Raw genomic sequence first — 21,488 nt, 5'->3', positions numbered from 1 at the left:
CTACGTTTCCTTGCTATCTCGCTCAGTAGTATTCGAGTGAAGGACTAATAAATGGCTGCAAGCCCAAAAATAAACCGCCGTGAACATATTCTTCAATGTTTGGCGACAATGCTAGAAACAAATCCAGGACAACGTATAACCACTGCAAAATTAGCAGCTGAAGTTGGCGTATCAGAGGCAGCCCTCTACCGTCACTTTCCGAGCAAAGCACGCATGTTTGAAGGCCTAATTGAGTTTATCGAGGAGTCACTGCTTTCTCGTATCAATCTCATCATGGATGAAGAAAAAGACACAATGAAACGCTGCCAACAGTTATTGCAACTGCTGCTGGTTTTCGCCGAGCGTAATCCCGGCATTTCGAGGGTATTAAACGGTGACGCCTTACTCGGTGAACACGAGCGTTTACGCAGTCGAATTGGCCAACTGTTTTCTAAAATTGAAACTCATCTTAAGCAAATCCTACGCGAGAAAAGCTTACGCGAAGGCCAAGGCTTTAGTATCGACGAAGCTGTTCTGGCTAACTTACTGCTTGCGATTGCCGAGGGCAGAATTGCCCAGTTTGTCCGTAGTGAGTTTAAAATAAAGCCTACCAAGCACTTTAATGAACAATGGGCATTTGTTCAGCAACAACTGCTGCAGAGCTAGCCATTAATGCGCTAAGTGGCGGGCCCTCCGCCACTTACTTATTAGTTAACTTTCCCATTGAAAATTTATTACTTTTCCCCTACTCTCTAACTGCTTAAAAATACAACTCTTTATAATTAAACAAGGAAGTATTATGAGGATAACCTCTCTCATTAGCCTAGTTGTGCTTATTGCCACAGCTATGCCGGCCTTTGGCGCAGACACCACCCTAACTATAGCAAAACAATTTAGTCGCGGAGCGGAGTTTAGTCATCTAAAACTCTCACCTGCCGGTGACTATATCGGCGCTATTACCAAACACGATGGTAAAAATAAACTGTTAATATTGGATGCTAAAACTAAGAAATTACACCATGCAGTATTTTTCCCTGGTAATGCTCAAGTCGGTAACTACGCATGGGCTAATGATGATCGAATCGTTTTGCAAAAAGAGTATTTAAAAGGCTGGCAAGATACTCCCATCTATTATGGTGAGTTATTTGCTGTTAATGCTGATGGCTCTAATGCGCAATATTTGTTTGGCTATAACGGTGGCGAACAACAAACAGGTTCAAACCTAAAAAAGAACACAGCTATTCGAGCTACCGCTTATATTTTAGACCCACTGCCAAATGATGACCGTTACATGTTGGTTAACGCAATACCTTGGAATAATAAACGTACCCTTGATTATGAGCAAAAACAAGACGTTTACCGTGTCGACATATACAAAGGGAAACGCAGAAAACTGATGCGAGCGCCAATTGGCCAATCTAGATTCTTAACTGATTTTAAAGGTGAGGTTCGCTTTGTTGTTGGTGAAGATAAAACTAACACCACTAAAGTGTTTTACCGCAAAGATGGTGAATGGATAAATAGTGACCAACTTTCAATTGGTCTCCTTGATTTTAGGCCTATTTCTTTTGCTGAACAGAAAAACAGTATTTATGCCGCAGGCCGTGAAGATGGGCAAACTTTAGGTGTGTACAGCATCGATCTTGAAACAGGCAAGAAAAAGAAAATTATTCAAGACGAAGTTGTCGACCCAAGCAACTTTTGGATAAACCAGAAAACTAAAAAATTGTATGCCGTAGAGTTCGACAACGGTTACCCAACCTACGCCTTTGTTAACCCAAAAGAACAACACTCAAAAATACTTAAACAACTGATAGCGGCTTTACCTGGTCACCAAGTCCAAATTGTCAGTGAAAATAGAGATTCCAACCTACTCATTATAAAAGCATCTAATGATCGCAACCCAGGCGACTACTACATATTTGATACTGAAAAAGTAAAGCTTGAATATCTAGCATCTCAAAAACAATGGCTCGACCCTGAACTAATGGCTGAAGTTAAACCTATCAGTTTTGTCAGTCGAGACGGGATCAAAATAAGTGGTTACTTAACATTACCTCATGGTAAAGAAGCCAAGAATTTACCCTTAGTAGTAAACCCTCATGGAGGCCCTTATAACGTCAGAGATTGGTGGGGCTTTAACGCACAAAACCAAATGTTAGCCAGTGAAGGAATGGCGGTACTACAAGTCAACTTCCGTGGTTCAGGTGGTTACGGTAATGCCTTTGAAAAGGCTGGGTACCAAAAGTGGGGCACTGATATTCAGTATGACATCATTGATGCTACGCAGTACGTTATAGAGGAAGGCTACGTTGATGAAAAGCGTATCTGTATTGCCGGAGGTAGTTTTGGTGGTTATAGCGCCTTACAAAGCGCCATTATCGAACCAAACATGTTTAAGTGTGCGATTGGATTTGCCGGCGTTTACGACTTACCACTCATGTTTGAGGAAGGTGACGTACAAGGACGCCGATCAGGTCTGAACTACTTAAAAGAGGTACTTGGTGAAGACCAAGCATTATTAAAATCGATGTCGCCAACTTATAATGTGGGTAAACTCAAAACCAACATTTTATTAGTTCATGGCGGTGAAGATGAAAGAGCTCCCATTGAACAACTTGAATCATTAGAAGATAGTCTCAATGAAATCGATTATCCCTTTAAAAAGTTAGTGATGGATGATGAAGGTCATGGATTTTATGATGACGGACATAGGGCAAAATACTACAGTGAAATGCTCAGTTTCTTAAAGACCAACCTTAAGCTGTAATCCCTCAAATAGAAAAACCGACTAAATTAGTCGGTTTTTCTTATCCCAAGCCAGACTTTTGGTGTATATTTGCATCAAATCGCTGTGCCTCCGTGCATCTTAGCGCCAAAGCAAAGCGTTAACGCTCTACTATTACTGTTAAGCGATACCTGTCAAATTGCGAACCGCAACTAAGATCACCAGAGACAGCACCACTACCCATTAAAGTGGAGGACATTATGACATCAAAAGAAGCTATCCTCAGTGAATCAGCACAATTAGTACAAGCTGCGCTACTTGAACGCGGACTTGAAACCCCGATACTCCACCTCGTATAGCCAAAATTTACGTTGATGACACCTTTTCAGGTCTTGATTACGCCAACTTTCCCAAAATGACCTCTTAGTCCTTAATCAAGCAGATCTCATACCAATACATTGGCAGTATTTAACTCACAATGTTGATTATTTTAGTTATTGTTCCCATCATACTTTTGTTTTACTCTACCTTTGTAACCTACATGTTGAAAATAAATTAACACAATGTTTCCACAAGGAAGTTGTATGAAACTAATCAAAATAATTAGCTTTGCCTGTATAACCTTGCTTAGCAGCAATATATTTGCAAAAACAAACGAAGCTGCGAGGCTATTTAGCCGGGCAGCAGAGTTTTCTCAAGTCAAAATATCCCCAGGCGGAGATTATCTTAGCGCCATCAGTCAAAAAGATGATAAAGCAATGCTACTCATCTTAGATGCCAAAACTAAACAGCCTATTCATGTTGTTTTTTTCCCTGGTAATGCCCAAGTCGGACGCTATGAGTGGGTCAATGACGAGCGAGTTGTTTTACAAAAAGTATATTTAAAAGGTTGGAGTAACCAACCACAATATTTTGGTGAGTTAATTGCCGTTAACGCCGATGGTTCGGATTCAACTTATCTATTTGGTTACAAGGGCGCTGAACAACAAACGGGCTCAAGAGTAAAGAAGACAAACACAGCTATCCGCGCAACAGCGACCATCTTAGATCCATTACCTGACAATAAGCGTTTCATGTTAGTTCAAGCACTGCCGTGGGGAGGAGGAGGTAGCAACACAGCAGAGAACACCCAAAAGGTTTATCGCGTAGATGTGTACAAAGGTTCACGTAAGAAAATAGCTTCATCCCCAATCCCTTACGCTAACTTCCTCAATGATCATGAAGGTAATGTCCGTTTTGTCAGTGGCACTAAAGATTATGTCAATTCGACACTTTTCTATCGTGATAATAACGAGTGGGTCGATACCGCTAAACTCAACTTAAATTTGGATGCTATTGCCCCTATCGCATTTAGTAATAAAAAAGACAGCCTTTATGTTACAGCGAGTGAATCTGGTGGGACTAGAGGTGTCTATTTACTAAATATAAAAACGGGCGATAAGCAATTAGTCAGTCGCGATAAAGTCGTTGATCCAAGTAACCTGTGGATAAATAAAACCACTAAAAAATTATATGCTGTCGAATATGAAAACGGCTACCCAACTTATGAGTTTGTCGACTCTAAAGATCCTTCGGCTGTATACATCAAACAGCTCTTAGCTGCGCTACCGGGCCACCAAATCCACATTGTTAGTCAAACAAATAATGCTAAAAAAATGATTATTAAAGCCTTTAATGATCGTAACCCCGGCCACTACTACCTATTTGATGCTGACGCGATAAAACTAGAGTATCTAGTCTCAAAAAAGAAATGGATAGACCCTGAGAAAATGGCCGAGATCAAACCAATTCATTTTACGAGCAGAGATGGAGTGGAGATCCATGGCTACCTTACTTTGCCAAACGGATTAGAAGCGAAGGAACTCCCCTTAGTCGTTAATCCTCATGGCGGCCCTCATGGTCCTAGAGATTGGTGGGGATTCGACCCTCAAAACCAGTTAATTGCTAGCCAAGGGGCAGCCGTGCTACAGGTGAATTTTCGAGGCTCTGGTGGCTATGGAATCAACTTTGAAAATGCGGGCCATCAAAAATGGGGGACTGAAATTCAATATGACATTATCGATGCCACAAAGCATGTTATCGAACAAGGGATCGTAGACAAGGAGCGTATCTGTATCGTCGGCGGTAGCTTCGGTGGATATTCAGCTATTCAAAGCGCAACCATTGAACCAGATTTATTTAAGTGTGCTATTGGATTTGCCGGCGTTTATGATCTGCCATTAATGTTTGATGAGGGTGATGTTCAAGGCCGACGAGCAGGCAAGCGCTACCTAAAAGAGGTGTTAGGTGAAGATGAAAAGCTATTAGAATCTATGTCGCCAACTCATAATGTGGGTAAACTCAAAGCTAACATTATGTTAGTGCATGGTGGTGAAGACGAGAGAGCTCCCATTGAACAACTTGAATCATTAGAAGATAGTCTCAATGAAATCGATTATCCCTTTAAAAAGTTAGTGATGGATGACGAAGGTCATGGCTTTTATGATGATGAAAATAGAGCAAAATACTACAGTGAAATGCTCAGCTTCTTAAAGACCAACCTTAAGCTCTAATCCCTCAAATAGAAAAACCGACTAAATTAGTCGGTTTTTCTTATCCCAAGCCAGACTTTTGGTGTATATTTGCATCAAATCGCTGTGCCTCCGTGCATCTTAGCGCCAAAGCAAAGCGTTAACGCTCTACTATTACTGTTAAGCGATACCTGTCAAATTGCGAACCGCAACTAAGATCACCAGAGACAGCACCACTACCCATTAAAGTGGAGGACATTATGACATCAAAAGAAGCTATCCTCAGTGAATCAGCACAATTAGTACAAGCTGCGCTACTTGAACGCGGACTTGAAACCCCGATGCTGCCCTGCGAATTTAGTCCTGAAGAACGTAAGGATAAAATTGAGCATCATATGCGCGAGATTCTAACGTTAATGTCGTTAGATCTACGTGACGACAGTTTGACCGATACGCCACGTCGCATTGCAAAAATGTACGTTGATGAGATATTTTCAGGTCTTGATTACGCCAACTTTCCAAAAATCACCGTGATTGAAAACAAGATGGGCTTCGACGAGATGGTCAAGGTTAATGACATAAGTCTCACCAGTACTTGCGAGCATCACTTAGTCACTATCGATGGCCTAGCACGAGTAGCTTACTTGCCGCGTAAAAACATTATTGGCTTATCCAAGATAAATCGTATCGTACGCTTCTTTGCGCAGCGGCCACAGGTACAAGAGCGCCTGACGCAACAGGTTTTAGTTGCACTGCAAACCTTACTAGAAACCAAAGACGTCGCCGTTAAAATGGATGCGGTACATTACTGCGTTAAATCACGTGGAGTGATGGATTCAACCAGCTCAACAACCACTACAGCATTAGGCGGTATTTTTAAATCTAATCCTGCCACACGTGCTGAGTTTCTTAGTAATTAGGTTCTAGGTTCTAGGTTCTAGGTTCTAAAATATTAAAGCAGATTCTAGAACGAGCCTTCGGCTCTTCTAGGCCGCAGCAAACCGCTGCGAGAAACTGAAAACAAAAAAGCAAAAGCTAACCTAATAGCTTTTGCTTTTTTCTAGAAGTGAACTTGTGAGCGTTCTCGAAGTGAGCCTGCGAACGCTCTAGTAATCTGAACTTATCTTTTAAATACCGTACTGGTCGCGGTAAGCGCTCACTGACGCCAGCTCTGTTTCCATACCCGATTTTGCAGTCAGGTAGTTGATTAAGTCTTCAAGCTTAATAATTGACACGATTTCACAACCAAAATCACGCTCAACTTCTTGAATGGCAGATAATTCACCATTGCCTTTCTCTTGACGATCTAATGCAATCAAAACACCCGCTAACTTAGCATTGTGAGCCGCGATAATTTCCATTGACTCACGAATGGCTGTGCCAGCAGTAATGACGTCATCGACTAACATCACCCGGCCTTTAAGCTCGCTACCGACTAAGCTCCCACCTTCACCATGTTGTTTTTTTTCTTTACGGTTAAAGCAATAAGGCATATCGATATCGTGGTGATCACACAAAGCAACCGCCGTTGTTGTCGCAATGGGAATGCCTTTATAGGCAGGACCAAACAGCAAATCGTATTCAATTGCTGAATCAACTAATGCCGTTGCATAAAAGCGACCAAGACGCGCTAAATCACGACCGGTATTAAACAAACCAGCATTAAAAAAGTAAGGGCTAGTGCGGCCTGATTTTAACGTAAACTCGCCAAATCTAAGTACCTGGCGTTCAAGGGCAAACTCAATAAACTCACGTTGATAGGCTTTCACAATCTCTCCTTAAAAAATGTAGGGCAACTCAAATTATTTTAATCACTTTATTTATGCTAAGTACTGACAAAAAGCACTTACAAAAAGGACCCCGTAGGGCCCTAGTAACAACAATACGATTTAGCTTAAAGATGCTTTTTGAATATCAACGATCTCTCGGATACCATGCTTAGCTAATTCTAATAAGCTCAATAGCTCTTCATGACTGAACGGCTCGCCTTCGGCTGTACCTTGAATTTCAATCATCTTACCGGTTTCAGTCATCACAACATTCATGTCGGTTTCAGCTGCGCTATCTTCGATATATTCTAAATCGCAGATAGGTTCGCCTTTATAGATACCAACACTAACAGCAGCAATAAGGAACTTAAGTGGGTTAGTCTTTAAAATGCCTTTACCACGTGCCCAGTTGAGTGCATCAACCAATGCAACACAAGCACCAGTAATAGCAGCAGTACGCGTACCACCGTCTGCTTGAATAACATCACAATCGATAACGATAGTGTTTTCACCCAGTAGCTTCATATCAACAGCTGCACGTAGTGAACGGCCGATTAAACGCTGGATCTCTTGAGTACGACCAGACTGCTTACCACGAGCCGCTTCACGGTTCATGCGGCTATGTGTAGAACGCGGCAACATACCATATTCAGCAGTAACCCAACCTTGGCCTTGGCCTTTAAGAAAACGCGGTACACCCTCTTCAAAACTGGCGGTACACAGCACTTTAGTGTCACCAAACTCAACTAGAACCGAACCTTCGGCATGAGCGGTAAACTGACGTGTAATAGTCACTGGACGAGATTGTGCTGGAGTTCTGTCGCTTGGGCGCATGGTGAATTCCTGTATTTGAAAACATTGGGGTAATTTGGCTGCATATTATAGGGACATGTGAGCCAGTATGCTATCTGAAAAATAAAACTCATCTTAAAATCCCGACAGTAAATTAAGGCTAGATCCTGCACCTTCATGCTAATTGAGTATATAATCACAACTCACTTAGACGAACTACACAGGAAATTATTCATGATCCAAAGCATGACAGCCTATGCTCGCATTGAGCACAAAGCAGATTGGGGCACCGCCTCTTGGGAAATCCGTTCCGTTAACCAGCGCTACCTAGAAACCTACTTGCGTTTACCAGAACATTTCCGCAGCTTAGAGCCTGTGCTTAGAGATCGTCTTCGTAAACGTTTAAACCGCGGTAAAATTGAAGTTAATCTACGTTATGACCTCAATGAAGGTGATAGCAGCGAACTGCAACTCAATAAAGAACTCGCTAAGCAAATTATCAACGCCGCTAATTGGGTAAAAGATGAAGCTAAGCAAGGCGAACTCAATGTCGTTGACGTACTGCGTTGGCCTGGTGTTATGTCTAGCTCAGAGCAAGATATGGACGCCTTAGGTAAAGATCTCCTGGGTGCATTCGACTTGGCCATCGACGAATTTATTGAAGCTCGTGGCCGTGAAGGTGAAGCAATCAATACTATGTTGCAAACACGTCTCGACCAAATCGTTGAGCAAGTTGCCGTGGTTCGTGGTCATATGCCAGCCATTATGCAATGGCAGCGCGATAAGCTGACTAACCGTTTAGCCGAGATCACCGGCGAACTTGATCCAGCCCGTATGGAACAAGAGATGGTATTAATGGCACAAAAGATGGACGTTGCCGAAGAGATGGACCGACTTGACGCACACGTTACCGAGACACGTCTTATCCTTAAAAAAGGTGGCGCACAAGGCCGTCGACTCGACTTTATGATGCAAGAGTTCAATCGTGAATCAAACACCTTAGCCTCAAAATCTATCAGCGCAGACGTCACAGCCGCCGCAGTAGAACTTAAAGTGCTTATTGAGCAGATGCGCGAGCAGATCCAGAACGTAGAGTAAGGTTCGCCGCAGCTCGCGCCAGCCGCATAATCATTGTTTATAAAGGATTTTTACAAACAACAAGTTCGCGACAGTTCATTCCAACTCGGTGGGTTCCACTTTATATTGGTGGTTAATTTGGTGGGTGTGCTATACTCCGATTGATTTAGAATGGTGGGTACCTGCAACCCCCCAATTTAACTGGAGTGCGCACCGATGGGCAAGTTAACAGCGAAAGAAATAGAAGCTAAAGCGAAGGGCAAAGTTGGACGGTTCGCTGATGGGGACGGCTTATATTTTGTCGTCCCAAAATCTGGCAAGCCTCATTGGATGTTAAGATTTACTTCCAATCAAAAACGTAAAGAGATGACTCTTGCTAAGTACACAGATCTGTCTCTCGCAGATGCGCGAGTAACGGCATCACTTAAAATGCAACAACTCCGACTAGGTATTGATCCCCTATTAGAAAAACGCCGCAGTGAACAAGGTACAATTAAAATCGTTGATGATCTTTTTGCTGATTGGCAAGAGAGTAATATAAAACGCTTAAAGCACCCCTCTATACCTGCGCGTGTTTACCGCAAAGATATTGCGCCTATTATTGGCGAAATCAAACTTGATAGCATCAATGCTCGAGATATAAGACAAGTTCTAGTTTCCATCAATCACTCTGGTCGTCCAACTATCGCTAATGATGCTTTAGGTTATTGTAAGCAACTATTTAATCACGGTATAAAGCTAGACTTGCTAAGCGCTAACCCTGCAAGTGCATTTTCTGTAACAGATGCGGGCGGCATCGAAAAAAGTAAAGATAGAATGTTAAGTATTGAAGAACTTAAATTCTTCTTTGAAAAAGCGCGTGAGAATCGTGACAGCTTTAGCCGTGACAACTATCTCGCTTGTGCGTTACTAGTTACTTTAGGAGTTAGGAAGTCGGAATTGGCAGAAGCACCTTGGAAGGAATTTGACCTAGAAAAGCAAGTTTGGAACTTATCGAAAGAGCGCAGTAAATCAGGTGTTGGCATTACTATTCCATTACCTGAAGTTGTCATGGACTGGATACAAGAGCTAAAGATAAGGGCTTGTGGTTCTGAATATGTGTTTCCAAGCCGACGCTCTAGCAAGAACCCACATATGGGTAAAGACACACTAAATCGTGCTATCACCAAACTCTTTGGTCATGAAGCAGGTAAAAAGAAACAACCACCAAACAAAATGGCTGATATGGCACACTTCACAGTGCATGACTTAAGACGTACTTGCCGAAGCATGTTAGCTAAACAAGGGACGCCGGGGCATGTTGCTGAGCGTTGCTTGAACCATAAGCTCAAAGGTGTGGAGGGTATATATGACCGATATGACTATTTTGATGAGAGAAGGGAAGCCTTTGTGCAGTTATCTAATACGTTGAGAGATATGATTTAACTTAGTTATACATAGATTATTACATCACAAAATAAGTCTAGCTATTTAGCCTATGATAGCTAGATACAGTGTAAGATTCGCTTATGAACCTTACACTATCAGAAATAAATCATATCGATGAGACTAATGCAGTAAATCGCGATTTATCATCAAGTCATTAACCCATTGTAAAACCTCCGACTGAACCCAACCAACTGAATTTCTAGCTAAAGTGATTTGTTTAGGAAACTCATTTTTTTTGATTAAGTTATAGATAGATGTTTTTTTTAATCCAGTTAATTCGATAACGTCGCGTAATTTAATCACTCGATCGTTATGTGTGAAGTGTTTAAACTGTGCTTGCGTGCTTACTTGAACCTCTTGCATTTTAATTCCTAAACGTTAGTAGAAGTACTTATTGAGGAAAAGTTAGAAATTATTCACGTCGAATACAACCCCTAAATGTAAAAAAATAAAAATAATTTCAATGCTATTTCTACCTTTATTTTTTTACTCAATCTTAAAAATAAATTTGCATTTCTAGTTCTGACTTATTAGCTTTAATAAAAAAATGCATATGCAATCACCAATTAATTTATTGAACATGTTTACTAGAAGTACGAAAAAAAAATTCAAAGAAACAAACAAAGGGGAGCTAAGTGATAGTGAAAATATTCAATGGCAAGTACCAACTCCATTGAATACGACTTTATTGCCTGTATTAGCTTTTGAAGCTGAAATGCTGCCAGAAGGTGTTCGAAACTATGTCATTAAACATGCTCTTAGAGTTAATAATGCCCCAGTTGATTATGCCGCTTTGTCTGTTATTGTCGCTGCAGGATCTTTAGTCGGAGGAAGTGTCGAAATCCACCCTAAGAAAAATGATACAGAGTGGGCACTTGCTCCTAATCTATTTTCTATGATAATTGGTGAACCCTCCGCTCAAAAAACACCCATGTTAAAATGCGGTTTAAATTTACTCGATTTCGTTCAAAAAGTGTCAATTAACAAAATAAATATAGTTAATAGCTCTTTTCATAAACTTCAAAAACAAGAATATGAAGCTCAAAAAAAGAGTATTAATAATGAAGCGGAAGAGCTAATTCAATCTGGAGAAGTAGAGCAAGCTTATAATGTCTTAAAAAAGATGGGTGAGTTAGATGAGCCTGGCCAAATTATTCGAGAAGTGACTATCAATGATGCAACGATCGAGGCTGTATTAGATGGCTTACAGACAAATCCACATGGTTCGTTAATTTTCCGTGACGAAATAAACGGATGGTTAAAAGCTATCGAGCAACGAGAGCTAGAAAGAAGTCTGTATCTAGAGGCTTTTGATGCATCTAAAAGCCCTTATGTACAAAAAAGGATAGGTCGAGAGGATGTGACAGTACCTCGGTTAATTTTGTCACTTTTAGGCGGGATACAGCCCTCAGTAATTTTACATTTACTAAGTTCATCAAACCACTCAGGTCATACAAACGATGGGCTATTAGAGCGTTTATTACAGGTTTCTATTTATCCAGATAAAACCCACGCTTACTTCGTTGATGAGGCTCCTGATCATGCTGAAATAGAGAATGTTCAAAACATATTTTTAACGTTATTTAAGTTAACACAGAAAAAAGGCATTCTCGGTTTTAAATTCATGGATGATGCACAGAATGTTTGGTCTGAATGGTCTGCGAAACTAATACAAAAAACTAAAGAAGCTGATGTGTCTTTGCAGTCTTTTTACGGTAAGAATCATGCAACTTGCGCCAAAATCGCATTGATACTGCACTTATTAGATGAAGCGTCTAATGCTGAAACTAATCAGGAATTTAACCCTTCCGAAGTGATTAATTTGAAAACTGTTGAAAATGCTATTGGATGGATGACTTATCTTGAGAGTCATACTAAACGTATCCTTGCACTAGTTAGCTCGAAAAATGAATTATTACCCGCTGAATTTCTGTTCAACAATTTAAATAAGTTAGCTCCCAAATTTACTCGTCAGCAACTGTCTCAAAAAAACTGGAAAGGCTTAAATAATAAAGAAGATCGAGAATTAGCAATTGCTGAACTTATTAAATCTGGTTATATATTTGAAGTGAGCAAGCCGAGTAAGGCATTTATTGTAAACCCATTACATCAGTTATAAATAGAATTACACCTGCAACACCTACAAACTTAATTAATTGCAGGTGTTGCAGGCGTAAAACATAAGAAGTATTAACTACTTACCAAACGGTAATATTTTTTCTGAGTATTTTCTAGCTACCCACTTTAGTAATAACCTTGTTTTCATATCTATTTCATCACTAATACTGAGAGATACATCAGGTTGAAATATATGTTCAGCGATATAGTCTAAATGAATCACACGTAACTGCTTAATCAAATCAAGTTTCAATTGTTCATGACTGCCAAAACCTAGGTATGGTTCTTTTGTTAGAAGTTTTTCTTCAACACAATATTTTAAAACGCTATTAATGATGATGAAGTCTTTTGTTTGTTCTTGTTCAATAGAAATTGCTCGTTGTATTATTTCGTAGGAGTTCATATTTTTAATTTAAATTTAATAACTTTAATGCTACTAATCAATTTAAAAGTAAGGAAATTTCAAATTATTTTATAGATGTTTTGATGATCAGGCTCTCCAAGAGGGACACCACCTTGAGTCAATCTGTTTTGATTTTAACTTTGTTATAGGCACCGCAGGTCGAGCATAATTGGTACAATTGTATAGTGAGTATACAAACTAAGTTTGTCTCATCTCGAATAATATATTATGTTTAATTAAAAAGTAATGGCTACTACAATTTTAAGATTTGAAAAACTAAAAACGAAAACAAACATCCATATGGCAGGTGCTCATCAGCATCGCTTCTCAAATACTCCAAATGCAAACCCTGAATTATCCGATCAAAATAAAATACTAATAGGCTCGAACAATATTACAAAAGATGTTGAGGGGCTTATTTCACACTATAAGATTAAGCCTCGCAAGAATGCCGTTTTAGCAATGGATACACTACTTACTTTATCACCAGAGCTGCTTTGCTCTAAAGGTGATGTTGTTACTTTCCAAAATACTGCTAAGGACTGGTTAAAACAAAGATTTGGTACTCGATGTGTCAGTGCAGTGCTTCATATGGATGAAACAACACCACACATCCATGCCGTAATCGTCCCTCTAAGTAAAAATAAGGCAGGAAAAGTAAGGTTGAATGCTAGAGACTTGTTTAACCCCATAAAGCTTTCTGCGTATCAAAGAGAGTTTAATTCATATATGAAAGATGTATTCCCAACTATTTTGCCTCCACAGCACGGAAGAAAAACCTCTCATAAAAAAATTAAAGCATTTTATGAGGAGCTTGAAAATGACGCAAAGTTACTAAAAGAAAAGCAACTGAAGGTCTATGAGCTAGAGCTAAAAAAGCAACAAAAAGCATTAATTCAGAAGTTTATTGAGCGTTGCATTCCCGCACTAACGATATGGGCAAACAAATTAGAATGTGAATTACGTAAAGAGGTGGGTGATTATTCAACGAAATTAAGTATTAAGTATAAAAATAGAAGCAAGAAACTACAGTTCGAGTTAGAAGAAACTTTTGAACAAAACCCTGAGTTACTAGATTTGAAGAATAAATTTGAAAATAAATTTATTTAATGTGTTAGTGGGTACTTTTTTGCATCCGATTTTTTAAATCAAAATATAATATTTGATACGTTCAAATTCAGAACGTTGAGGAACTAGATTTACATGTTTTCTATAAGCTAACACCCGCCTACTCCTCTTTGCTTATAAGGCTTGTAGCCCTCACAAGCCCAACTCGCTTCACCTATGGAATGAGAGCGGCTAGGTAAACCCCTAGCACCTTTGGCTTAGTGACCGTCCTCCTAAGTTAATTTTTATACGTGAAAAATAAGATCTTTTATATCCGAATATTAATCATTTTGTCATGAAAGCCGTAACTCCTAACAACCAACGACCCAAAAGGTACTGGAGATTCGAACCTCACTCATCAATTCAGGGTTATCCAGCCTTGAAGTCACATATTCACCACAATACATGCTCAACAGCCCAACAAGGAAAAGTTAAACCTTTACATGAACAAAGCATCGCTTATCATCTAGTTTCAGCATAATGATTAAACAGAATAAATGTGAGGATACGCATGAGTACATTTTTTGGCTGGACGGTTATAGCCATAATATTTTTTGTCATGGGAATGACATTCGATTTAGGTGCTGTTGCATATGCAAGTACACTTCAAACAGGTTCGGGTTCGACTTCAGCATCAACGTTATCAGTTTGGCCTATTTTCACTACAGTTGCTTTTAGTGGCGCTTTGGGAGGGTTGGTTCATGCGCTCGAAAGCGATAGCACTCATCAAATTCAAGTACCTTTCAATGGGAAACTAGCTGACACTGGTGCTTGGGGCCATATTTTTATAGGTTTTTGCGGTGCTTTTGTTGCTGTGGCCATCATGATGGCTATTTTCGGATTTAATATAGGCCATGCTCTTGGAATAAAAGCTGATTTTGCTGAGGGGCTAAAGTATTTTTTCTACCTCGCCGCTGTCGGTATTATAGGTGGATACTCAGGGTTACCCATTATAGCTCTGGTTAGCAATGCAGCTTTAAAAAAGGTTCAACAAGAGGTCGACCAATTAAAAATTTCAGAGAAAGTAACAAAAGAAACAATGGGAAAAATGAAACTCAAATTAAGAGAAAAGGATGAACAACTCATATCCGTTTCTTTACAAAGTATTTTACTAACAGCACAAAGTTTAGCTAACATGGGTTCATACAATGAAGCTATACTCAAGATTGAAAAAGAGTATTTACCATCAAAAGATGATGACTCAAAAGCCTATCACTGGCTTGCTTATTGTGAAAAAAGACTAGGTAATGTTACAAAAGCGATAGAGCATGTGACAATGTCAATCCAATTGAAGCCCTCTAGGCTCGGTTACTATAACCTAGCTTGTTATATGAATATTTTAGACTATCCTAAAGATGAAGTTATTCGTACAATACAGAATGCTTGGAAGTTCTCAGATACTAAACTTGATCAAGAAAAGGTCCTCTCTGGATTGCAAGATGATGAAGATTTTGTTAGTCTTGCCGAACAGAGCGATTTTAAAGCATTAATTACCCAATATAAATTAAAACTAGGATCCTAAAGGAGACTTATATGATACTTTTCAACAAGTTACTTCTCAACACTATGCTTTTGGATGAACAACCTAGCGTATAATGGTTCTAACTCAATTAAAAAAAACCCGCCTAAGGCGGGTTTTTTGTATCTAGGGTTTTATTTATTCATTCGAATGGTGGGCTAAATGGTGGGCTAAACAAATAAAACCTTACACGAAAACAAATAAAGTATTATTTTTATTACGATTGATAAGGCCACCCTGCATTCAGATCCAAAATGTTGAATAGGGTTTAAGCCACATCCCTTTTAATTAGAGCCCTGCAAATGCGGGGCTTTTTTATTAACTCTATATTCATAAATATTGTCTAAGGGGCAGCTTCTAGCGAGCCAGTCTCTAATATTGAGACAAAGCAGGCATACCGCTCAATGCTATCTAACAAGTCTGATTGAGTCGCTGACACCCGATATCGATTATCGCTTTTAATATTCTAAAGTCACTCAGCTTCTAACCAAGCCGCAACGGCCTGCACTGGTTGATCTCTTTGTTCTATCCACGCCACCCAAGCAAATTGCTCAGCCGTCCATGACTTGGTATCAATACGCTCAATTTCTGCTGTAAATGTACTTTGCTGCCTTCTATTCGATTTAATCACTTGATGACGCAGCACAGTAAAATCATGCTTCAGTTGTTTATTACGATTCTCACCGCGTTTAACCTCCGTTTCCAAGCCTGCCCCCACCAAAGCCAAGTGCAGCTCAATAGGTGCACTATTGCCTGTTTGGTTATCGAAGCTAGCGGTTAGTTGCAGGCCTTCAATAGAAACAGATAATGCTCCGACTTCCGGTTGTACTTTGCTAAAGACATCCCCTAATTTACGATCAAACCAACCCCGCCACTCTTGGCCATTAATGACAAACTGCGGAGTGTAAACCTGGCCAATGTGCTTGGCGTTAAGATGATCATATTGCCGCTGACTAAAAGTTTTCGCTGCAAAAGGATCTTTCCAACCGATGTAATCCCAGTAAGTGACATGAAAAGCAATGGGGAAGTATTTATGCCAAAGTTCGGTCTGTTTGCTAAATGCAGACAGCCAAGTCTCTGCCGGAGGGCAACTACTGCAGCCTTGTGAGGTGTATAGCTCAATAAAGTATGGGCGGGTCGTCGTGCTTGTCTTATTAAACTGAGTCAACGTTTGCGCGGCCGCTGTGGTGGTAACCAATAACCATCCACATAAAACAGCTACAACAATAGAATTCATTAACATTAGCTAAATCTCCTTGGCTTTCTACAATAGACCTAGCCAAGAAGAAAAAGCATTCACTACTGATTTTAGAGGTACCTATGCAGCCCTACATTACCGTTAATTGTCATTGCCATGATTATTTAGAATTGGCTTGCATGAGAGGCTATCAACTAAAAATTGAATTACATAATAAAGCGCCACTAACGGCCCAGGCAATAACGTTAATCACTAAGGCTGACAAAACGGAATGGCTGATAGTGAAACAGGTCGTTAAGCAAAATAATAGCCTCAACGAAATACGCTTAGATCAAATCATCGCGATAACACCCATTGATACCGCAGCTGATTTTAAGCGTATTACGATTGCGCCTTAGCCACCTCAACTTGGCTACCGCGAGTAGCTCGATGATAAAGAGCCAGTAGTAGCATTGCAGCGAGCAGAACAATACACCATGACCATATCGGGTCTACCTTAAAGTTAATTAACTGAAAGCCCAATAACGCACTAACGGCCGCTATAAACGCAAAAGGAAGCTGGGTAACCACGTGCGCGTGAGGCTCACAGCCCGAGCTGGTAGCACTAATCACACTGGTGTCCGAGATTGGAGAGCAGTGGTCTCCAAATACTGATCCGGCCATCACCGCGCTTAATACCGGCAGCATCAACGTCGAATCAACGGCGACTGCAATCTCGGCTCCGATGGGGATCATAATGGCAAAGGTGCCCCAGCTTGATCCTGTGGTAAACGCCATTACAGCGCAGAGGATAAAGGTACCTGCGACTAACATATTGCTTGAGATAAATTGTTCTGCCCAACTGGCCAACAATTTAGCCACGCCTAAGTCAACAATGACGGCGCCAATCATCCAAGTGAATAGCAAAATGGATATTGCAAAACTGATGACCTTAATTCCCGCAAACATGTCCGCCACAAGCTCCTGAGCTTTGCGTCCAGCAAACTTCAGCATAAAGACGGCAATAGTCATTGCTAAGATACAAGCATCGCGCATGGCCGCGCCAATATCAGCCGAGGTGATCCACTGGCTAATATCCGCTGATTGCGAATTAGATGCGCCCGACCATAACGTGAAAGCCACCGATGCTATCAGTAGGCTAGCCATAGGGACTCCCAATAACCACGGATTACCCGCTTCGACCTCAGCAGCTTCTGATTCCGTTGCTGCAGTATAGGTAAAGCCGATACCAAACCAAGCCACCAATAGCGACAATATAATCACGGTAATCGCGTAAAAGTTGAGCTTTGCTATTTCAATAAAGGATTCTAGCGGCGAGAGAGGCAATAACGTGATACTGGCTAAAATAGCCATGACATAAGGGCCCCAACTGGAGAAAGGCAACAATGCACATAATGGCGAGGCATTTGAGTCAACAAGATATGCAATTTGCTCTTTACTCATGTTATATCGTTGACTGAGTGGTTGGCATACATGTCCCACCGCCAGACAGCTAAAGATACCATCAATAAAAACCACCCACCCCAGCACAACAACACCGACCCGCGCCTGACGACCGCTTTGAATTCGATGATATAGCCAATCAGCAAATGATTTTACCGCGCCGCCTCGGGCAAGTAGCTGTGTCATCATGCCCAGTAACACCATCGCGGCCAGCACGTTAAGGTGCCAAGCTTGCCACTGCCCATCAGCATAAAATTGCATCCAAGCTTTTGACGATAAATATACCGCCGTATTAACAGGGTTAAACTCGCTGATAATAAGTGCACCTGAGATAATACCAACACCTAAAGCCACAAGTGTACGTCGTAAAACTAAGGCTAACACTAAGGTTAAAACCAACGGAGTCAGCATTAAGATATTGCCTAACATGGCTGCAATTCCTGTAGAAATAAAGGGATGGATACTAACGACTTAGTCACAAGTACAAAAAAAAGCCACTCTCACAACTTTTATCGTAAGATTTTGCTTCATTTAGCATAATTAACTATTCACTTAGACCCCGTCGCTGCTAGAATCGGAGCTATCATCATGCTACCAAAGGGACTCCCATGAGCCTTGAACTATTGTCAAAATTGGAAACAAAAATCCAAGCAGCACTTGAAACTATTGAGCTACTAAGAATGGAGCTTGAAGAAGAGAAACAGTCGAGCACAAGTTTGACAGAACAAAACCAACTGTTACAACAAGAATTGAACTCTTGGAACGAAAAAGTAACAGGTTTAGTTGGTCTGCTTAACGAAGAGGTTAGCTAACCTTTCTTAGGTGAGTTTACGTAATCGTTATTTTTGCAGTTGTGTCGCTAAGTAAGTTCACATAGCGACACCTGCGAAAATGATTACTACGAATACAGCTGGTGCGGCCAATCAAGGTCAGCCCTCGCCGTCTTTGCTGCTTCGTATGGAACTGCGAGCATCTGCTTTAACGTTCTACGTCCGCTACTCGCAATAAAACCATGTTGCTGTTTTACCGATAAACAATGCATAAAGCCGTTGTTAGGCTGTTTGCATGTCACTATTTTGTGTCTCAATTAAGCCATTGAGTTCCAATATAGCTTGTTTAACTTTAGGTAAACTTTTCCTTGGTAATAAAAATCGTCCTTTATCAAATTCAATTCGACCCAAATCTTTTACCCATATTACTCCAGTTAAAAAGATGCGCGCATGTTTAACGATTAGCTTTGGTGCATAGACAGGAAAAACTCTCACTAGACCTCCCCACAACGTTGTTTATTGTTATCTGTGTTGGTTCGACAGGTGTTTTACCATGAGAGTTTCATTAAATCGAAAATTAATTTGTAAAGAATTGAATCAAATTTAAACAACTTATAAATTCTCATCCCAATCAAGCACCTAAATAGCATCACCATTAAATTGTCGCTTGCCAATTTTTTGACACCCTGTTAACGTTTAGGTGTTACTCAGGGTAACGTTGAGCTTTTTAGCTCCGTAGCCGTGCTTCTTGCGACCAAGAAGCACGGTTTTTTTATGCCCGTAATACTAGGTTAAATATATCCCCACGAGCAGACACAAAAAAAGGAGCACTAAGGCTCCTTAATATTTGCGAGATCGCATTTACTTCATTGTGGTCAGGTAGTACGCGATATCAAGTAGTTCATCGTATGACTTGATTGCACCTGTTTCAACACGGTACTTACCATTAACAACCAGTGCGGGTACACCAGATATTTTAGCATTCTCAGTCGCACGCTTCATGTTCGACATTTGAGCGCTCACCATGAATGAGTTTGCAGCAGCATCGAATGCCTTACCGTCTACACCATTAGCCACAAAAATCGCTTTTACATCATCACGGTTAGTAAAATGCTGTTTTTTGTCATGAATGGCTGAAAAAATTGCAGTTTCCATTTTTTCATCCACTTTTAACTGATGCGCCACGGCAAAAGCACGAGACATTTCCACGCCCATGTTGCCATTGATGAAATCAACATGGTTTTGCTTAAAGACAACACCTTCAGGGAGGCCAGCCTTAATTTTTGGCACTTCTGACTTGGCAAAGTTATAGCAATGTGGACAATAAAAAGAGAAAAACTCGGTAATTTCAGGCTTTGCCGTTGCAGGCCCTTGATTAACGACTGTGTAATGCACACCTTCTTTGTAATCTGCAGCCATTGCAGCCATAGGTGCAACTAATAATGCAAATGCGACCAATAATGCTTTTTTCATGTGGATTCCTTGGTGATGCTAAATGCATCTTTAATAATTTTTACAATAACATAATGCCCTTTCGAGTCGACCTCAAGCGCATAAGTTCATTTTTCTGTTACAAAATGAGAGTTTTAATACAATTCAATACTGTGGCATTAAACTCAGTGGTGGCTCATCAAGTGCGGCAAGTTGTTCTTTAAAGGCTAAAATTTGTTGTTCCCAGTATTTTCCTTCAGCAAACCATGGAAAATTCATTGGAAATGCAGGATCTGCCCAACGACGACTTAACCACGCATTGTAATGCAACATTCTCATCGCTCTTAAAGGCTCAATAAGTTGTAGCTCTCGAGTATCGAACTCACAGAACTCTTCGTAAGACTCTAACAACACTTCTAGCTGTAAAGTCTGTTGCTGCCTATCACCAGCAAGCATCATCCAAAGATCTTGTACTGCGGGTCCCATTTTCGCATCATCTAAGTCAACAAAGCCTGGGCCATCAGGCGTCCACAATATATTGCTTGGATGCAGGTCACCATGAAGCCGAATATTGCGGTATTTTTGTGGCTGCCACATCGCGCTAGATTTCTCTAAGATTTGCTCAACCACGGTAAAGTAAGGTAATGCTAAGCTTTTTGGAATATGACCCGACTCTTTTAACCACTTAAGCGAGTCATCACCCAGTAGCTGCGGCGACATAGTATCGCGATAGACAAAGTCTGCCTGTTTCGAGAACTGGTGTATGCGACCGATAAAACGGCCAACAGACTCTAACTGTTCAAGGTTATCAACTTCAAATGCTCGCCCACCAATAGAGGGAAATAGCGCAAACCTAAATCCTTTATACTCATGTAAAGATCGGCCATCAACAATTACCGGAGTGGCAATAGGCACCTCTTGCTCCACCAGCGCAGCAGAAAAGTCATGCTCCTCTTGGATCTGTTGATCTGACCATCGCTCAGGCCGGTAGAACTTCACCACATAGCGCAGACCTCTATCACAACGGAACTGATAGACGCGGTTTTCGTAACTATTGAGTGCCAGTAAGCCCGTTTCAGGGTATATGCCTAACGTTTCAATGGCGGTCAAAATAAGATCCGGCGTCAACGCTTGGTAATGAAATGCTGAATCTTCATCTGCGGTGGCTATCGCTGTCTTAATCGGCTCTATTCTATTCATCTATTAATGCTCTAGC

20 protein-coding genes and 1 pseudogene are annotated in these 21,488 nt (G+C 40.7%); 12 read left to right on the top strand and 9 right to left on the bottom strand.

The window, feature by feature from the left end; all coding sequences use genetic code 11:
- The first annotated feature begins 51 nt into the window (after positions 1–51).
- The 5 genes and pseudogenes from slmA to folE (L2729_RS17390) all read left to right on the top strand — a co-directional run bounded on the left by slmA (position 52) and on the right by folE (L2729_RS17390) (position 6,137).
- On the top strand, positions 52–645 hold the full coding sequence (gene slmA, locus L2729_RS17410; protein WP_248989404.1) for a nucleoid occlusion factor SlmA: 594 nt from the start codon (positions 52–54) through the stop codon (positions 643–645).
- 133 nt (positions 646–778) lie between these two features.
- Entirely contained in the window at positions 779–2,749 is a 1,971-nt protein-coding gene (locus L2729_RS17405) for an alpha/beta hydrolase family protein (RefSeq protein WP_428848260.1), read from the top strand.
- Between the two features lie 218 nt (positions 2,750–2,967).
- Positions 2,968–3,128 (top strand): annotated as a pseudogene (gene folE / locus L2729_RS17400) (GTP cyclohydrolase I FolE); the annotation flags it as partial.
- 163 nt (positions 3,129–3,291) lie between these two features.
- Positions 3,292–5,259, top strand: a complete 1,968-nt coding sequence (locus L2729_RS17395; RefSeq protein ID WP_248989403.1) for an alpha/beta hydrolase family protein — start codon at positions 3,292–3,294, stop codon at positions 5,257–5,259.
- A gap of 218 nt (positions 5,260–5,477) precedes the next feature.
- The gene (folE, locus tag L2729_RS17390; RefSeq protein ID WP_101089351.1) at positions 5,478–6,137 is read left to right on the top strand and encodes a GTP cyclohydrolase I FolE; all 660 of its coding nucleotides are present in this window, start codon (positions 5,478–5,480) and stop codon (positions 6,135–6,137) included.
- Positions 6,138–6,344: 207 nt separating this feature from the next.
- On the opposite strand, the gene pyrE is transcribed toward folE (L2729_RS17390), so the two are convergent.
- Both pyrE and rph read right to left on the bottom strand, forming a co-directional pair.
- Positions 6,345–6,986 (bottom strand): orotate phosphoribosyltransferase, encoded by a 642-nt coding sequence (gene pyrE, locus L2729_RS17385; protein WP_248989402.1) that lies wholly within the window; start codon positions 6,984–6,986, stop codon positions 6,345–6,347.
- 120 nt (positions 6,987–7,106) lie between these two features.
- Positions 7,107–7,820 (bottom strand): ribonuclease PH, encoded by a 714-nt coding sequence (gene rph, locus L2729_RS17380; protein WP_101089349.1) that lies wholly within the window; start codon positions 7,818–7,820, stop codon positions 7,107–7,109.
- Positions 7,821–8,012: 192 nt separating this feature from the next.
- Between rph and L2729_RS17375 the strand changes: the two genes are divergently transcribed.
- Both L2729_RS17375 and L2729_RS17370 read left to right on the top strand, forming a co-directional pair.
- On the top strand, positions 8,013–8,876 hold the full coding sequence (locus L2729_RS17375) for a YicC/YloC family endoribonuclease (protein WP_248989401.1): 864 nt from the start codon (positions 8,013–8,015) through the stop codon (positions 8,874–8,876).
- Between the two features lie 195 nt (positions 8,877–9,071).
- Positions 9,072–10,280 (top strand): tyrosine-type recombinase/integrase, encoded by a 1,209-nt coding sequence (locus L2729_RS17370; RefSeq protein ID WP_248989400.1) that lies wholly within the window; start codon positions 9,072–9,074, stop codon positions 10,278–10,280.
- Between the two features lie 123 nt (positions 10,281–10,403).
- On the opposite strand, the gene L2729_RS17365 is transcribed toward L2729_RS17370, so the two are convergent.
- The gene (locus L2729_RS17365; RefSeq protein ID WP_248989399.1) at positions 10,404–10,646 is read right to left on the bottom strand and encodes an AlpA family transcriptional regulator; all 243 of its coding nucleotides are present in this window, start codon (positions 10,644–10,646) and stop codon (positions 10,404–10,406) included.
- Positions 10,647–10,836: 190 nt separating this feature from the next.
- Between L2729_RS17365 and L2729_RS17360 the strand changes: the two genes are divergently transcribed.
- Positions 10,837–12,402 (top strand): DUF3987 domain-containing protein, encoded by a 1,566-nt coding sequence (locus L2729_RS17360; protein ID WP_248989398.1) that lies wholly within the window; start codon positions 10,837–10,839, stop codon positions 12,400–12,402.
- A 75-nt stretch (positions 12,403–12,477) separates the two neighbouring features.
- On the opposite strand, the gene L2729_RS17355 is transcribed toward L2729_RS17360, so the two are convergent.
- On the bottom strand, positions 12,478–12,804 hold the full coding sequence (locus L2729_RS17355; protein WP_248989397.1) for a hypothetical protein: 327 nt from the start codon (positions 12,802–12,804) through the stop codon (positions 12,478–12,480).
- Positions 12,805–13,050: 246 nt separating this feature from the next.
- Here L2729_RS17355 and mobV point away from each other — a divergent pair, with 246 nt between their 5' ends.
- Positions 13,051–13,914 carry a MobV family relaxase gene (mobV, locus tag L2729_RS17350; RefSeq protein ID WP_248989396.1) on the top strand — a complete coding sequence of 288 codons (864 nt, stop codon included), beginning with the start codon at positions 13,051–13,053 and terminating at the stop codon, positions 13,912–13,914.
- Positions 13,915–14,422: 508 nt separating this feature from the next.
- A complete protein-coding gene (locus L2729_RS17345; protein WP_248989395.1) occupies positions 14,423–15,433 on the top strand; it encodes a hypothetical protein in 1,011 nt (336 codons plus the stop codon).
- Between the two features lie 469 nt (positions 15,434–15,902).
- Here the strand turns inward: L2729_RS17345 and L2729_RS17340 are convergent, their stop codons facing one another.
- Positions 15,903–16,673, bottom strand: a complete 771-nt coding sequence (locus L2729_RS17340; protein ID WP_248989394.1) for a DUF1223 domain-containing protein — start codon at positions 16,671–16,673, stop codon at positions 15,903–15,905.
- Between the two features lie 77 nt (positions 16,674–16,750).
- Between L2729_RS17340 and L2729_RS17335 the strand changes: the two genes are divergently transcribed.
- The gene (locus L2729_RS17335) at positions 16,751–17,026 is read left to right on the top strand and encodes a Rho-binding antiterminator (RefSeq protein WP_248989393.1); all 276 of its coding nucleotides are present in this window, start codon (positions 16,751–16,753) and stop codon (positions 17,024–17,026) included.
- On the opposite strand, the gene L2729_RS17330 is transcribed toward L2729_RS17335, so the two are convergent.
- On the bottom strand, positions 17,010–18,500 hold the full coding sequence (locus L2729_RS17330) for a Na+/H+ antiporter NhaC family protein (RefSeq protein ID WP_248989392.1): 1,491 nt from the start codon (positions 18,498–18,500) through the stop codon (positions 17,010–17,012). The genes L2729_RS17335 and L2729_RS17330 overlap by 17 nt on opposite strands.
- Positions 18,501–18,679: 179 nt before the next feature.
- Here L2729_RS17330 and L2729_RS17325 point away from each other — a divergent pair, with 179 nt between their 5' ends.
- On the top strand, positions 18,680–18,883 hold the full coding sequence (locus L2729_RS17325) for a cell division protein ZapB (RefSeq protein WP_101089344.1): 204 nt from the start codon (positions 18,680–18,682) through the stop codon (positions 18,881–18,883).
- 240 nt (positions 18,884–19,123) lie between these two features.
- On the opposite strand, the gene L2729_RS17320 is transcribed toward L2729_RS17325, so the two are convergent.
- The 3 genes from L2729_RS17320 to L2729_RS17310 all read right to left on the bottom strand — a co-directional run bounded on the left by L2729_RS17320 (position 19,124) and on the right by L2729_RS17310 (position 21,472).
- Entirely contained in the window at positions 19,124–19,336 is a 213-nt protein-coding gene (locus L2729_RS17320) for a DUF1107 domain-containing protein (RefSeq protein ID WP_101089343.1), read from the bottom strand.
- A gap of 366 nt (positions 19,337–19,702) precedes the next feature.
- A complete protein-coding gene (locus L2729_RS17315) occupies positions 19,703–20,314 on the bottom strand; it encodes a thiol:disulfide interchange protein DsbA/DsbL (RefSeq protein ID WP_248989391.1) in 612 nt (203 codons plus the stop codon).
- Between the two features lie 123 nt (positions 20,315–20,437).
- Entirely contained in the window at positions 20,438–21,472 is a 1,035-nt protein-coding gene (locus L2729_RS17310) for a serine/threonine protein kinase (protein WP_248989390.1), read from the bottom strand.
- Positions 21,473–21,488: the final 16 nt, after the last annotated feature.

The sequence above is a fragment of the Shewanella gelidimarina genome (genome assembly GCF_023283945.1).
GTDB lineage: Bacteria > Pseudomonadota > Gammaproteobacteria > Enterobacterales > Shewanellaceae > Shewanella > Shewanella gelidimarina.
Note: the sequence above shows the minus strand (reverse complement) of the source record. Positions and strands in the feature narration are given on the sequence as shown.

Excerpts from the sequence above, each read along its gene's own strand:
- slmA (WP_248989404.1), top strand. The coding sequence starts at position 52 with ATGGCTGCAAGCCCAAAAATAAACCGCCGTGAACATATTCTTCAATGT.
- L2729_RS17405 (WP_428848260.1), top strand. The coding sequence starts at position 779 with ATGAGGATAACCTCTCTCATTAGCCTAGTTGTGCTTATTGCCACAGCT.
- L2729_RS17395 (WP_248989403.1), top strand. The coding sequence starts at position 3,292 with ATGAAACTAATCAAAATAATTAGCTTTGCCTGTATAACCTTGCTTAGC.
- folE (WP_101089351.1), top strand. The coding sequence starts at position 5,478 with ATGACATCAAAAGAAGCTATCCTCAGTGAATCAGCACAATTAGTACAA.
- rph (WP_101089349.1), bottom strand. The coding sequence starts at position 7,820 with ATGCGCCCAAGCGACAGAACTCCAGCACAATCTCGTCCAGTGACTATT.
- L2729_RS17375 (WP_248989401.1), top strand. The coding sequence starts at position 8,013 with ATGATCCAAAGCATGACAGCCTATGCTCGCATTGAGCACAAAGCAGAT.
- L2729_RS17370 (WP_248989400.1), top strand. The coding sequence starts at position 9,072 with ATGGGCAAGTTAACAGCGAAAGAAATAGAAGCTAAAGCGAAGGGCAAA.
- L2729_RS17365 (WP_248989399.1), bottom strand. The coding sequence starts at position 10,646 with ATGCAAGAGGTTCAAGTAAGCACGCAAGCACAGTTTAAACACTTCACA.
- L2729_RS17360 (WP_248989398.1), top strand. The coding sequence starts at position 10,837 with ATGCAATCACCAATTAATTTATTGAACATGTTTACTAGAAGTACGAAA.
- L2729_RS17355 (WP_248989397.1), bottom strand. The coding sequence starts at position 12,804 with ATGAACTCCTACGAAATAATACAACGAGCAATTTCTATTGAACAAGAA.
- mobV (WP_248989396.1), top strand. The coding sequence starts at position 13,051 with ATGGCTACTACAATTTTAAGATTTGAAAAACTAAAAACGAAAACAAAC.
- L2729_RS17345 (WP_248989395.1), top strand. The coding sequence starts at position 14,423 with ATGAGTACATTTTTTGGCTGGACGGTTATAGCCATAATATTTTTTGTC.
- L2729_RS17340 (WP_248989394.1), bottom strand. The coding sequence starts at position 16,673 with ATGTTAATGAATTCTATTGTTGTAGCTGTTTTATGTGGATGGTTATTG.
- L2729_RS17335 (WP_248989393.1), top strand. The coding sequence starts at position 16,751 with ATGCAGCCCTACATTACCGTTAATTGTCATTGCCATGATTATTTAGAA.
- L2729_RS17330 (WP_248989392.1), bottom strand. The coding sequence starts at position 18,500 with ATGTTAGGCAATATCTTAATGCTGACTCCGTTGGTTTTAACCTTAGTG.
- L2729_RS17325 (WP_101089344.1), top strand. The coding sequence starts at position 18,680 with ATGAGCCTTGAACTATTGTCAAAATTGGAAACAAAAATCCAAGCAGCA.
- L2729_RS17315 (WP_248989391.1), bottom strand. The coding sequence starts at position 20,314 with ATGAAAAAAGCATTATTGGTCGCATTTGCATTATTAGTTGCACCTATG.
- L2729_RS17310 (WP_248989390.1), bottom strand. The coding sequence starts at position 21,472 with ATGAATAGAATAGAGCCGATTAAGACAGCGATAGCCACCGCAGATGAA.